Source organism: Rhodoferax sp. (assembly GCF_044236835.1).
GTDB lineage: Bacteria > Pseudomonadota > Gammaproteobacteria > Burkholderiales > Burkholderiaceae_C > Allorhodoferax.
In genome coordinates, this window is the sequence record NZ_JBIIGC010000010.1 from 83559 (window position 1) to 96748 (window position 13190).

Sequence of the window (13190 nt, forward strand, 5' to 3'; positions counted from 1 at the left end):
CTGCATCATCGGCAACCGTTGCAGATGTGACCGTCTGCCATCCCACATAGGGCTGCGATGTCGGTTCAGGTACAGCGGTCCTTCGTACCGCTTTGGCCCTGAGCGTCCTCACGCAGCGCTCAAACCGCCTTGATGTCGGGCAGGAGCCTTTGGTATTCCTTGCGCACCACGTCGTAGCACTCACAAGCGCGCTGCTCCAAACCCGGGCGGTCGAGCACCGTGATGTGGCCGCGGGCGTAGCGAATCAGCCCGGCGCGCTGCAACTTGATGGCTGCCTCGGTGACGCCTTCGCGGCGCACCCCCAGCATGTTGGCAATCAGCTCCTGCGTCATCATCAGCTCGCTGTCTTCAAGGCGGTCCAGGCTGAGCAGCAACCACCTGCACAGCTGCTGGTCCAGGGAGTGGTGGCGGTTGCAGACCGCGGTTTGCGACATCTGGGTGATCAGGGCCTGGGTGTAGCGCAGCAGCAAGTGCAACACCGGCCCGGCGCGCTCGAACTCCTCTTTCATGAGGTGTGCGCTCAAACGGTAGCCCAGGCCAGCGCTTTGGACCACCGCGCGGCTGGGCGTGGAGCCGCCGCCCATGAAGATGGACACGCCCACCACACCCTCCTTGCCCACCACTGCGATCTCGGCAGACGAACCATCCTCCAGCACATACAGCAGCGAGACGATGGAGGTAGTCGGAAAGTACACATACTGCTGTTGCCGACCCGACTCGTAGACCACCATGCCCAAGTCGAGCTGCACCGGCTTGAGGCCGTCGAGCCAACGCGCAGCCTCTGCCGCTGGCAGCGCCGCAAGCAGGTGGTTCTTCATCATCGCAAGCGGCAGGGTCAAGGGGTGGGTGGCTACAGGGTTGGGGGCTCGTGGAGCGTACGAAGCGCATTCCGATCTGTATGTTCGGTAACGAACATAACCGCTTTTCGTGCTGGCGTACGCGCTGCCACCAAGCGGCGCCAGCACCCCAAGGTCATCGCGGTGGGATCATGCCGGCTTCGTCAGACAAGACCACCTCGACGCGGCGGTTGGCCATGCGGCCTTCGGCATCGCCGTTGCTGGCCGCCGGGTAGGTTTCACCATAGCCCACCACCGACAACCGGCCACCCTGCACGCCCATGCGCAGCAGCGCAGCACGCACGGTGGCAGCTCGGCGCTCTGACAGCTCTTGGTTGCTTTGGGTGGAGCCCACGCTGTCGGTGTAGCCTTCGATCGCGGCCGTGCGCGTGGGATAGGCCAGCAGAAACTCGCCCAAGCGCTCCACGCTGTTGCCGGTGCTGCTTTTCAGGCCAGCGCTGGCGGTCTCAAACAGGATGTCGCCGATGGTGACCACCATGCCGCGCTCAGTGCGCTTGGCATTGAGTGCCGCCAGCCGCTGCTCGAGCTGCGCGGTGCGCTGGCGCGCCGCGTCGGTCTGCATCTGTGCGTTGGCCGCGTTCAGGTTGGCCAAACTGGCCTCGCGCTTGGCTTGTTCAGACTGCTGCCAGGCCAGGCGTGCCTGCTGCTCGGCGCCCTCGGCACTGCGCTGCGCTGCCTCGGCCTCATGGGTGCGTGCAGCCAGCAAAATCTGGTTGCGCCCGGAAGCGGCCTGCGCGACCGCATTCTCGGCTTGGCGCTGCGATGCAGCCTCTTGGGCGATGGCGGTTTTCTGGCGCGTCAGGTAGGCCAGATGGTCCACCTCGGCGACCGGGCCATTGTTGGTCCATGCCTGAGTGGCCTTGGCCAGCGATAGCTCGGCGTCCTTGAGTTCGGCGGGTGCCAGTGCTGCCACGGTGGGGCTGCGCTGGGCCGCCTGAAAGTTCTGGGTGGCGGCGTCAAGACCCGCGTTGCTGGTGGGCATGCCACCGCAGGCCTGCAGCAGGCCCAAGGACAGCAGGGACAGGCGCAGTAGAGATTGGGTTTTCATGGTGGTGTCCTAGTTTTGCTTGCGTTGCACTTCGGCTTCGAGAACACGGCGAGAGTCGCGCAGCGCCTCGGCGGCGGCTTGCGCTTTGGCGTTGCGCACCTTGGCTTCGGCCAGCTGTGCGTCGACCACGGCCTGCTCGGTCTGGTTGCGAGCGATGCCCTGCTCACCCTTTTGCAGCGCCGCCTGGGCGCGGTCCAGGCCACTGCGGGCCGACAACATTTCTGTGGGGGCGTAGGTGTCGCCGCCGGCCAAGGCAGCGCGGCCAATGGCCTCGCGGGCGGAGGCCAGCTTGTCGGCTGCGGGCGGGCTGGTGACGCAGCCAGCAGCGAGCGCCGCCGCCAGCAAACCGGGCACGAGAAGGCAGGAAAGCGCGCGTGGCGTGGCCACGGTTTCGGTACGGATCATGGCGGCTCCAATCAATGGTTGTGGCATGGCGTGTGGCCTAGCGCTTGTTGATCGGCGAGATCTTGGTGCCCTCGATGCTCAGGCTGGCCATGAGGCCTTGCTGGTCAAAGATGTAGGCATAGGCGTCGTCCTGGAGGGTGGAGGTGGAAATGTTTTTTGCCACACCCTCGTTAACCACCACCACATTGGGTCCGACGCCAAACTCCCAGCCCTTGCTTTTCTCCAGGTAGTCCACCGCTTTGTCGTTCATCAGAAAGACCACATAGCCGTAGGACTCAGCCCCGGCCTGCCAGCCCCAAGAGGCGGAAACGGAGTTGTAGTAACCCACGAGCTTGCCGTTGCGCGTCATGACGCCCTCCCCGTAGCTGCCCCCAAACACCAAGCCGGCTTTGATGATTTTGGGAAACACCAGCACCGCGCGGGCGCTCTGGGCCAGGCGCTGCGCCTCTGGGTGGGTGACATACAGCGTCTTGAGCGCTTGGGTAGCGTCAGCGCTCAGGTCCTCAGCGGTGGCAGCATGCGCGCTCAGGCCCACGCTGCCCACTGCGAACGCGATGGCAGTGACCGCCAAGATTTTGTGAAAGCTGCGTCGGGTGTTGTTCATCAACATGGTGAGGTCCTTGGGTTGGTTGCGGTCTGGAGTTCCAGCACCCAGGCGACCTTACGCACTAGCCCAGAGTCTGGCGGTGCGCTGACGTACACAACAGCAAGCACCGCAGCGCTGGGCCGCCGCGCTGGCTCCTCGCACCGGCCCACCAGGCGCTGTGCCAAGGCTCAGATGAACTTCAAGCAGCGAACGCGTGAACCGGCAAGCCTGGTGTGTCCACACGCAGGTAGAACACCGCGCCCGAATCCGGGAAGGCCGCCAGCTCCGAGGCGCTGCGGCCGTGGCGGGCGGTGGTGACAAACAAAGTTTGCAAGTCCTCACCGCCAAAGCAGGGCATGGTGGGGCATTGCGCGGGCGTGGGAATCTCGCGCAAGAGGGTGCCATCGCTCGCGTAGCAGGCGATGCGTTGGCCCTCAAACAAACTCACCCAGTAATTGCCCTGCACATCCACCGCCGCGCCGTCGGGACGACCCCGGTAGCCGCCGGCATCGAAAGTCCAAGCTGCTGGCTTGGCATCAAAACGCAGGTGGATACGGTGTGCATCCAAGGTGTTGGTGTCGAGCTGGTAGTCCCAGGCGTGCACCACATGGTTGGGCGTGTCGGCCCAATACAGGGTGCGGTTGTCCGGACTCCAGGCCAGGCCGTTGGCGGTGAGCGCGCCACCGGCCTGGCGCTGCACCAGGGCCGAGCCTGCGCGGCAGTCAACGGAAAACAGTTCGGCAGCGTGGCTGGCTTTGGGCTCGTCGATGGTGCCCACCCAGAACCGGCCCAGCGCGTCGCATTTGCCGTCGTTGGCGCGCACGCTGGCGGTGTCGTAGGGCAGCGTGGCGATGGGCTCCAGCGCACCGTCCCAGGTGCGGGCGCGGAATACGCCGTGGCGCAAGGCAATCACCCAACCGCCACCGCTGGCAGGCGCTATGCAGCCGGGCTCGCTGGGCATGTCCCAGGCCTGCACCGGTGCCGCGACGCCACCGGCAAAGCCCGCGCGCAGCAGCTGTTTGCCCGGGATGTCCACCCAGTACAGCCGCTGTTCCTGCGGATGCCAAAAAGGCGACTCACCCAAGGCGTGGCGTGCGCTGCCCAGCGTCTGCCAGCCCAGGCTGCGCCAGTCGGGCAGGGCGTGGGGCGTTGTGGTGTGTTCCATCGGAGTGGCTTGGGGCATGGTGCGGGGCAGAGCGCTGAGACGCTTGGAGAAGCTGTGACAGAAGTCGCCAAGTTTAGGCGCGGACACGCACACGCCTTGGCTGGGGCGATCAGGTCGGCATGCGACGCACCGCGATACGCATGCGCACACCCAAGCTCTGGTGCGGCTGCAGCACCCGCACACCCAAATCGTCGGCGCTGGCCACGCCCCGTGCCAGCAGGTTCAGGGCGTTGTTGGTGTGGCTGACCGGCTCGATGGCGATGTTGTCGCGCGCCGGCGTGGTGAACACCACCAGCTGCGTCAAGTCCGAACTGATGCGGGTGTCGAGCAAATCGTCTTGCAAATGCACCTCGCCGCTCCATCCATCAAAACAGTGGTCGACGCTCAGGCTGGCGCAGTCGGTTTTCAGCCCGGCGTTGGGCAGTCGCTGCGTGGGCAGTTTGTCGGCGTCCATCTCCCAGCGGTTGTGGGCGGCAAACGCGATGCGCGCGCCGCTGTGTTTGGCGAAGTACGGGTGCCAGCCCAGGCCCGCCGGGAAGGGTTCAGTCCCGTTGTTGGTGATGCGCATGGTCAGCACCAGCGCTTCGCCGTACTGCGCGTCGCTCTCCAGCAGGATGTGCTGAGTGCAATCAAATGCAAACGGCCAACTGGCGTCGGGGGCGTGCTGGTAATGCAGCGTGACCGACTGGGCATCGCCACCAATCACCGCCCACACGCGCTCCCAGCCCACGCCGTGGATGGCATGCGGCTCGGGCGCAAAGTTGGGTGTGAGCGGATAGTCCGCGCCGGCCCAGTGCATCTGCGCAAAGGCCTGCCGGTTGGAGTACGGCACCAGCGGGTAGCTGCCAGAGAGCCGCACCGATTGCAGTTGCGCCGCCGGTGTGGAGCGCAACACCGGCACATCGGCACACCACAGACCGGCAATGCAACCACCCAAGGCGGGGCTGACTTCGCAGCGCAGTGCGCCTTGGCTTAGGACGATGGGGGGTGGGGAGGACATGCGGCAAACCCAAGTGGAAGCAAGGTTGCGATCAGCGCTCAGCCAAACGCTTCAAACCGCCATTGTGCAGGCTCTTAATCCACCGGCGCTTTATTCCGCGTCAGCCGCCACCCGGTGGTTGCCCATGATCTCCAGCGCTTTGACGAGTGCCGAGTGGTCCTCGTTTTGCAGGCCGTGGCCGCTGCACACCTGCATGAGCTGCGCAGCACCGGCGGTTTGCGGCAGGGCCAGGCCCATGGACTTGGCGCCTTGCAGGGCCAGGCCCAGGTCTTTTTGGTGCAAGCCGATGCGAAAGCCGGGCTTGAAGGTGCGCTTGATCATGCGCTCGCCATGCACCTCCAGAATGCGCGAGGCAGCAAATCCGCCCATCAGCGCCTCGCGCACCTTGGCGGGGTCGGCACCGGCTTTGCTGGCAAACAGCAGGGCCTCGCCCACGGCGGCGATGTTGAGTGCCACGATCATCTGGTTGGCCACCTTGCAGGTCTGGCCGTCGCCATTGCCGCCGACCAAAGTGATGTTTTTGCCCATCTTTTGCAAAAGCGGCAGCACCCGGTCGAACGCGGCCTGGGGCGCGCCCACCATGATGGTCAGGCTGGCGGCCTTGGCACCCACCTCGCCGCCAGACACCGGCGCGTCCACATAGTCGCAGCCCAGCGCGTGGATGCGCGCCGCAAAGTCCTTGGTGGCCACCGGCGAAATGGAACTCATGTCCACCACCGTCTTGCCCGGCGATAGTCCGGCTGCTACGCCGTGGGCACCGAACAGCACGGCCTCCACATCGGGCGTGTCGGGCAGCATCAAAAAGACGATGTCGGCGCGCTGTGCCACTTGCTGCGCACTGTCGCAGGCCAAGCCACCGGCCTCCAGCAGCGCGGCTGGCACGCGGCTGCGGGTGTGCAGGTGCAGCGTGTGGCCGGCAGCCAGCAAGTGGCCGGCCATGGGTGCGCCCATGATGCCCAGGCCGATGAATCCAAGAACGGGCGGTGTGTTGGCGGTGTGCATGGGTGGGTGGCTTCTTTTTTCGTGGTGGAGTGGTGCAGGTGTGGTCGCGTGGTGGGGGCGATGGCTTGCAATGCCTTCAGCTTTTGAACTTGTCGCACAGGGCCTGCGTGGCTGAGCGCAGTGCGCCCAGGTCGCTGCCCACGGCCACAAAGCTGGCGCCCATCTCCATGTAGCGCCGCGCGTCGGCCTCGACGGTGGCCAGGATGCCGCTGGGTTTGCCCTGCGCTTTGGCAGCAGCAAACACGCGGGCGATGGCGTCTTGCACCTCGGGGTGCGCGGCCTGTCCCAAGTGGCCGTAGCCCGCCGCCAAGTCGGACGGACCCACAAACAGGCAGTCCACGCCTTCGACCGCCGCAATGGCTGCAGCGGCCGCAACGCCGGCTGGGCTTTCGATTTGCACGCCCACGGAGATATGGTCGTTCACCTCTTCAAAGTACCTGGGCACCGTGCCGTAACGGTTGCTGCGCTGCGAGACCGACACGCCGCGGATGCCCATCGGCGGGTAGCGGGTGGCAGCCACGGCGGCGCGGGCCTCGTCGGCGCTTTGCACAAAGGGGATGAGGAAGTTGTAGAAACCCGCATCGAGCAGGCGCTTGATTTCCACCGCGTTGTTCCACGACGGGCGCACCACCGGCGCGCTGCGGCTGTCTTTGAGCGCCATGAGCTGGGGCACGAAGGTGGACACATCATTGGGCGCATGCTCGCCGTCGAGCAAGATCCAGTCAAAACCCGCCACACCCAGCACCTCGGTGGTGATGGCATTGGACAAGGAGGACCAGCAGCCAATCAGGCGCTTGCCGGCCAACAGGTCTTTTTTGAACTGGTTGGGAAACGCCTGGTAGGGCGCGGGGTGGGCGCTGGCCGGGGCGGCAGCCGACGGGGTGTTTGGGTTTGCCATGGGGTGCGTCTTTCAGGTAATGGGGGCGGGGTTGAACAGCACCAGCGCGTTGTGCAGCTTCCAGTGCTCGGCCCAGGTTTTTTTGCGTCCGCTGGCAACTTCCAGCAGCAGGTGGAACAGCTCCCAACCGACGTCGGCGATGGTTGCTTCGCCGTCGGCAATGCGCCCGGCGTTCAGGTCCATCAGGTCGTGCCAGCGGGTGGCCAGTTCGGTGCGGGTCGCCACCTTGACGACCGGCACCTCAGCCAGACCATAGGGCGTGCCGCGGCCGGTGGTGAAGACATGCAGGTTCATGCCGGCCGCGAGTTGCAGCGTGCCGCAGATGAAATCGCTGGCCGGTGTGGCGGCGTAAATCAAGCCTTTGGTGGCGGCCTTCTCGCCGGGTGAGAGCACGCCGCTGATGGGCGCGCTGCCGGACTTGATGATGGAGCCCATCGCTTTTTCCACGATGTTGGACAAGCCCCCGGCCTTGTTGCCCGGCGTGGTGTTGGCACTGCGGTCGGCGCTGCCACGGCCCAGGTAAGCGTCGTACCAGGCCATCTCGCGCACCATGGCCCGCGCCACCTCCGACGTGGTGGCGCGGGCGGTCATCTGGTCGATGGCGTCGCGCACTTCCGTCGTTTCAGAGAACAGCACCGTGGCGCCTGCACGTACCAGCAGGTCGGTGGCAAAGCCCACCGCCGGGTTGGCCGTCACGCCACTGAAGGCATCGCTGCCGCCGCACTGCACGCCCACCACCAATTCACTGGCGGGCACCGTCTCGCGGCGGCGGGCATTGAGGCGCTCGAGATGCGGCAGCGCACTGGCCAGAATGGAGTCGACCATGCTCATGAAGCCGACATGTTTTTCCGCTTGCAGGCAGACCACGTCCAGCACTTCGTCCGCTTGCAGGGCAATGCTGCCCGGCGGCAAAAGTCGCTCGGGCTGCAGCTTTTCGCAGCCCAGGCTGACCACCATCACCTCGCCACCAAAGTTGGGGTTGCGGCTGATGTTGCGCAGGGTACGGATGGGAATGATGGCGTCGGGCGCGTCGATGGCCACGCCGCAGCCGTAGGCGTGCTCCAGACCGACGACGTCATCGACGTTAGGAAAGCGCGGCAGCAACTCGGCTTTGATGCGCTTGACCGCAAAGTCCACCACGCCGGCCACGCACTGCACCGTGGTGGTGATGGCCAAAATGTTGCGCGTGCCCACCGAGCCGTCGGCATTGCGGTAGCCCTCGAAGGTGTAGCCAGCGAGCTGCTCCATGGGTGGCGGCTTGACCGTGGCCTGCGGCAGGTTGTCGAGGCTGCGCGCACCGGGCATGTGCAGCAAGCGCTCGTGCACCCAGGCACCGGCGGGAATGTCTTTGAGCGCGTGGCCAATGGGCACGTTGTAGCGGCGCACCGCCTCGTCTTTGGCGATGGCGCAGAGCGCCACCTTGTGGCCTTGCGGTACCCGGTCCACCAACGTGAGGCCACTGGCCAGCACCGTGCCCGCAGGCAGGCCGCCATCGTTAGCCACGATGGCCACGTTGTCGGCCGCGTGCATGCGGATGGTGAGCGGCGCGCGCATCGGCGTAGCCATGGGCCTTACTTCATCAGCACCAGGTTGGGCAGCCACAGCGAGAACGCGGGCACATAGGTGACAAGCATGAGGGTGCCCACGAGCGCGCCGTAGAACGGCCAGATGGAGCGCATCACCTGGCCCACCGAAATGCCACCGATGGCGCAGCCCACAAACTGGGTGGTGCCCACCGGCGGGGTGTTCAGGCCCAGCGCGCAGTTAAGCAAGATGACCACACCAAACTGCGTGGGGTCCATGCCGAACTTCTGCGCGATGGGCAAGAAGATCGGGGTGCAGATCAGCAGTGCCGGTGCCATGTCCAGAAAGGTGCCCAGCAGGAACAACACCAGGTTGATCATCAGAAAAATCATCCACGGGTTTTCGGTCACGGTGGCCATCAGCTGACCGGTGAGTTCGGGCACCGAGTACATCGCCAAAAAGTAGCCAAACGCGTTGGAGATGCCGATCAAAAACAGCACCACCCCGGTGGTCTTGCAGGCCTTGGCACAGGACTTGATGAAGTCCTCCCACGACAGCGAGCGGTACACCACGGCGGTGACGATCAGCGCCCACAACACGGCGGTTGCCGCCGACTCAGTGGCGGTGAACACACCCGACAAGATCCCCGCAAGAATGATGCCGACGATCAACATGCCCGGCAGGGCACCAACAAAACTGGCGCCTATTTCGCCCCATCCCGCAAACGCGCCACGCGTGGGGTAGCCGCGCTTGATGGCTACGCCGTAAGCGGCCAGCAGGTTCATGACGGTAAGCAACAGAGCCGGAACGATGCAAGCCAAAATCATCCCCAGCACGCTCACCGAGGCGATGCCCGCGGTGGCCAGGGTGTACAGAATCAGGTTGTGGCTGGTGGGCATCAAAGCGCCGACCAGCGACGCGTGGGTGGTGACGTTGACGGCGTAGTCGGTGTCGTAGCCCTCCTTCTTCATCAACGGAATCATCACCGAGCCCATGGCCGATACGTCGGCGACCGGCGAGCCCGCCACGCCACCAAAGATGGTGCAACCCAGCACGTTGGACATGCCCAACCCGCCACGCACATGGCCCACCATGCTGTTGGCAAAGCGCACGATGCGCTGGGCGATGCCGCCATGGAGCATCAGCTCGCCCGCAAAGATGAAAAACGGAATGGCCAGGAAGGAAAACACCTGCATGCCACCGACCATCTTCTGAAACACCACCGCCACCGGCAAACCGGCGGCAATGATGGTGGCCACCGACGACAGGCCCACGGCAAAGCCAACGGGCACCCCAATCAACAGCAGCAAGCCAAAGCTCACCCCCAATACGGTCAGTTCCATGCGGGCACCACTTCCTTGCCTTGCACCAGGGCAATGACATGTTCAATCGTAAAAAGCACCACCAGCACACCCGCAATCACCAGCGGAAAGTAGTCCATGCCCGAGGGCACAGGCAGCATGGGTTTGCGGTCGTTCCATTTGAGGACCGTCCAGATGTAACCGTTGTAAGCCATCAGCGCGCCAAAGGTTCCTACCAGCACATGGATCAAGATTTCGAGCTTGAGCCGCAGCCGCTCGGGCAGCAGGCTGATGATGGAGTCCATGCCGATGTGGCCGGCGTCGCGCACGCCAACAGCCACGCCAAGGGAGGTGATGTAGAGCACCAGGAGCAACGCCAGTGCCTCGGCCCAGGTGGGCGTGTCGTTGAACACATAGCGGCCAATCACCTGGTACTGCACGCAGGCGATCAGCACGATCAGGCCCGCCACGGCCAGCATGAGGCTGATCTTGGACAGGGTGGCACAAAAGCGGGTGTACATAGCGGGCTCCGGTGGGGTTCGGCGCAATCGTCAAAGCGCCCCTGCGGTGGGCAGGGGCGCGGGGGCCTTACTTGGTGTCTTGCACCGCTTTGACCATGCGCTTGAGGTCGGGCGTGTTGGCAAACTTGTCGTACACAGGAACCATCACGTCCTGGAAAGACTTCTTGTCCACTTCGATGATTTCGGTTCCGGCGGCCTTCACCATGTCGAACTCTTTCTTCTCATAGGCGGCCCAAGCTTGGCGATTGAATGGCACCGACGCCTTTGCTGCAGCGCGGATCATGTCCTGGTCGGCCTTGGGCAGCTTGTCCCAGACGATCTTGGAGAACAGCAGCACCTCGGGCGCCATGGAGTGCTCGGTCTTGTTGTAGAACTTCGCCACCTCGAAATGGCGGAAGCCCGAGCCGTAGGACGGATAGTTGTTCTCGGCCGCATCGACCAGGCCGGTCCGCAGCGCGGTCAGCACTTCACCCGCGGGCATGGGCGTGGGGTTGGCGCCCATGGCACCGGCCACCGCCACCCACAGGTCGGACTGCTGCACACGGATCTTCATGCCCTTGGTGTCGGCCACGGTGCGCACCGGCTTCTTGCTGTAGATCGAGCGCGAGCCGGAGTCGTAATAGGCCAACACGATGAAGCCCTGGGCTTCGCAGTCCTTGGCGATTTCTTCACCAATCGGGCCGTCCAGCACTTTGTGCAGGTGCTCCACCGAGCGGAACAAGAAGGGCAGCACCGGAATGTTGGTCTTGGCGCAGACCGAGTTCATCGGGCTGATGTTCACCCGGGTCATGTCCAGCGCGCCGATCTTGACCTGGTCGATGGTTTCTTTTTCGGTGCCCAGGGCGCCCTTGTTGAACACCTTGATGCTGTGCTTGCCGCCCGAGGCTTGCTTGAGCTGTTCGCTCATGAACCGCACTGCGGTGACGGTGGGGTAGTCGTCGGAGTTGTGCACATCCGAGGATTTGAACTCGGTGGCATGGACTGCAAAGCTTGCAGCGGCTGCGGCCAAGGCCACAAGGGTGGGTACGAATTTCATGGTGGTCTCCAGTTGAAAAAAGTTATTGCACTGACAAGGGAAAACGCGAAAAAAGAGGCTCAGCCAAGCCGCGTACACCGGGCTGAAGCACGAAAACTGCACCATCCAGGCTGGCATCGAAACCGTCCGCCGGTTTGCCGGGAATGATGGAAGTGACAAAGAGATGCTCCAGCTGCGGCCCGCCAAAGGCGCACATCGCGGGTTTGGATACGGGCACCGCCAGCGAGCGCAGCAGCACGCCCGCCGGGGAAAAGCGGTGCACCACGCCTGCGTCGTTGCCACAAATCCAGTAGCAGCCGTCGGCATCCACCGCGGCGCCATCGGGGCGACCAGGCAAGGGCTTCATGTCCACCCAGGGCTGTTGGTTGCTGAGGGTGGCGCTGGCAACATCGAAATCGAAAGTCCAGATGGTTTGGCGCGAGGGGTGTGAGTCCGACAGGTACATGCGCCGCCCGTCGGGGCTGAAGGCCGAGCCGTTGGGCGTGATCAGCCCCGGCAGCTTGGGCGCGCTCAAACCGTTTTCGTCCAGGCAGTACAGCGCGCCGTCGGTGGCGGCCAGTGACATGTCCATTTGCATGCTGCCCACCCACAGGCGCCCGCTGGCATCACAGCGCCCGTCGTTGAAGCGCATGTTGGATGTGGCGTGCTGCACGCTGGCGAGCAAGTTCAGCACCGGCGTTTGCGCTAGCGCCACCTCAAAAATGCCGCTCTCCATGGCCGCGATGACGGTGTTGCGCGTGCTCAAGGCAATGCAGCCCACCCGCTCGGGCAGCGTCCAGGATTGCTGCGTCTGGCTGGCCCAGTCCAAGCGGCGGATGCTGCGGCCTTCGATGTCCACCCAGTACAGCGCCTGCTCGGCCACCGACCACACCGGCGACTCCCCGACGCGGTCGCGGCTGGTGGACAACACCGTTGCTGCGGCCACGGCTTAGCTGCCCTTCTTGTGCGCGGTCATCGGAATGCCGCTGAACAAAAAGCCGCCGCCCTGGTACTGCACTGCGGGGTCGTTCAGGTCGGGCTCGGGCGTGCGGGCGTAGACCGCTTCTTTGAACACGTCGGAGCTGTCTTGCGGCACAAAGCCGACGTGGCGCGCGCCGCTGTTGTCGTACCAGCGCACCGCGTTGTCGGACACACCAAACACAATGCTGTGGCCCAGCACCGGCGTGCTGAGGCAGGCGACGATGAGGCGGTGCAGGTCGTCGTAACTGAGCCAGCTGGCCAGCATGCGCCGGTCTTTGGGCTCGGGGAAGGAGGAGCCAATGCGCACGCAGGCGGTCTCGATACCGTAGCGGTCGAAGTACATGCGCGAAAGGTCTTCGCCAAAAGCTTTGCTCACGCCGTACAGGCTGTCGGGGCGCGGCGGGTGGCTGGTGGTGATGGTTTCGCTTTGGCGGTAGAAGCCAGTCACATGGTTGGAGCTGGCAAACACGATGCGGCGCACGCCGTGTTTGCGCGCCGCTTCGTACAGGTTGTACATGCCCAGGATGTTGGCCTGCAGGATTGGCTCGAACGGGCCTTCCACCGAGATGCCGCCAAAGTGCACCACCGCCTGGCAGCCCTGCACTGCCGCCTCCACCTCGTGGGCCTGCGCCAGGTCGGCCAACACAATTTCCTCGCCCGGCTTTGCGCTGCCCAGCGTGTCGCGGGTGGCGGCGCGGTCGGACAGGCGCAGCACATCGCAGTTCTGCTTGAGGCGGCTGCGCATGGCTGCGCCCAGGCCACCGGCGGCGCCGGTCATGAGCAAGGTGGAATGGGTTTTGATCGCCATGGAAGTGGGAATGTGCTTGCGTGCTGGGGTCGGTGGAGGGGTCCGTGGGCCGGTTGACTTGTCAGTTGTATGTTGTCTG

At 64.5% G+C, this 13190-nt stretch carries 14 protein-coding genes; all 14 read right to left on the reverse strand.

Going from position 1 to position 13190, the window contains the following annotated elements:
- Nucleotides 1–119: 119 nt before the first annotated feature.
- Nucleotides 120–821 (reverse strand): Crp/Fnr family transcriptional regulator, encoded by a 702-nt coding sequence (locus ACILRC_RS08845; RefSeq protein ID WP_395669033.1) that lies wholly within the window; start codon nt 819–821, stop codon nt 120–122.
- A gap of 151 nt (nt 822–972) precedes the next feature.
- On the reverse strand, nt 973–1905 hold the full coding sequence (locus tag ACILRC_RS08850; protein ID WP_395668993.1) for an OmpA family protein: 933 nt from the start codon (nt 1903–1905) through the stop codon (nt 973–975).
- A 9-nt stretch (nt 1906–1914) separates the two neighbouring features.
- The gene (locus ACILRC_RS08855; protein WP_395668994.1) at nt 1915–2310 is read right to left on the reverse strand and encodes a DUF4398 domain-containing protein; all 396 of its coding nucleotides are present in this window, start codon (nt 2308–2310) and stop codon (nt 1915–1917) included.
- Nucleotides 2311–2347: 37 nt separating this feature from the next.
- Complete coding sequence (locus ACILRC_RS08860) at nt 2348–2920, reverse strand: YSC84-related protein (protein WP_395668995.1); 573 nt, start codon at nt 2918–2920, stop codon at nt 2348–2350.
- Between the two features lie 175 nt (nt 2921–3095).
- Nucleotides 3096–4061, reverse strand: coding sequence for an SMP-30/gluconolactonase/LRE family protein (locus ACILRC_RS08865; protein WP_395668996.1), 966 nt, complete (start codon nt 4059–4061; stop codon nt 3096–3098).
- Between the two features lie 109 nt (nt 4062–4170).
- Nucleotides 4171–5061: an aldose 1-epimerase gene (locus tag ACILRC_RS08870; protein WP_395668997.1), complete on the reverse strand. Its 891-nt coding sequence runs from the start codon at nt 5059–5061 to the stop codon at nt 4171–4173.
- A gap of 90 nt (nt 5062–5151) precedes the next feature.
- Nucleotides 5152–6063, reverse strand: coding sequence for a 2-hydroxy-3-oxopropionate reductase (locus ACILRC_RS08875; RefSeq protein ID WP_395668998.1), 912 nt, complete (start codon nt 6061–6063; stop codon nt 5152–5154).
- A 76-nt stretch (nt 6064–6139) separates the two neighbouring features.
- Nucleotides 6140–6961, reverse strand: a complete 822-nt coding sequence (gene garL, locus ACILRC_RS08880) for a 2-dehydro-3-deoxyglucarate aldolase (RefSeq protein ID WP_395668999.1) — start codon at nt 6959–6961, stop codon at nt 6140–6142.
- A 12-nt stretch (nt 6962–6973) separates the two neighbouring features.
- A complete protein-coding gene (garD, locus tag ACILRC_RS08885) occupies nt 6974–8515 on the reverse strand; it encodes a galactarate dehydratase (RefSeq protein WP_395669034.1) in 1542 nt (513 codons plus the stop codon).
- A gap of 17 nt (nt 8516–8532) precedes the next feature.
- The gene (locus ACILRC_RS08890) at nt 8533–9828 is read right to left on the reverse strand and encodes a TRAP transporter large permease (RefSeq protein ID WP_395669000.1); all 1296 of its coding nucleotides are present in this window, start codon (nt 9826–9828) and stop codon (nt 8533–8535) included.
- Nucleotides 9819–10307 carry a TRAP transporter small permease gene (locus ACILRC_RS08895; RefSeq protein WP_395669001.1) on the reverse strand — a complete coding sequence of 163 codons (489 nt, stop codon included), beginning with the start codon at nt 10305–10307 and terminating at the stop codon, nt 9819–9821. Before ACILRC_RS08895 ends, ACILRC_RS08890 begins: the two co-directional genes overlap by 10 nt.
- Before the next feature lie 67 nt (nt 10308–10374).
- Nucleotides 10375–11343 carry a TRAP transporter substrate-binding protein gene (locus ACILRC_RS08900; protein WP_395669002.1) on the reverse strand — a complete coding sequence of 323 codons (969 nt, stop codon included), beginning with the start codon at nt 11341–11343 and terminating at the stop codon, nt 10375–10377.
- A gap of 22 nt (nt 11344–11365) precedes the next feature.
- Nucleotides 11366–12268: an SMP-30/gluconolactonase/LRE family protein gene (locus ACILRC_RS08905; protein ID WP_395669003.1), complete on the reverse strand. Its 903-nt coding sequence runs from the start codon at nt 12266–12268 to the stop codon at nt 11366–11368.
- Between the two features lie 3 nt (nt 12269–12271).
- Nucleotides 12272–13111: an NAD-dependent epimerase/dehydratase family protein gene (locus ACILRC_RS08910; RefSeq protein WP_395669004.1), complete on the reverse strand. Its 840-nt coding sequence runs from the start codon at nt 13109–13111 to the stop codon at nt 12272–12274.
- Nucleotides 13112–13190 lie beyond the last annotated feature (79 nt).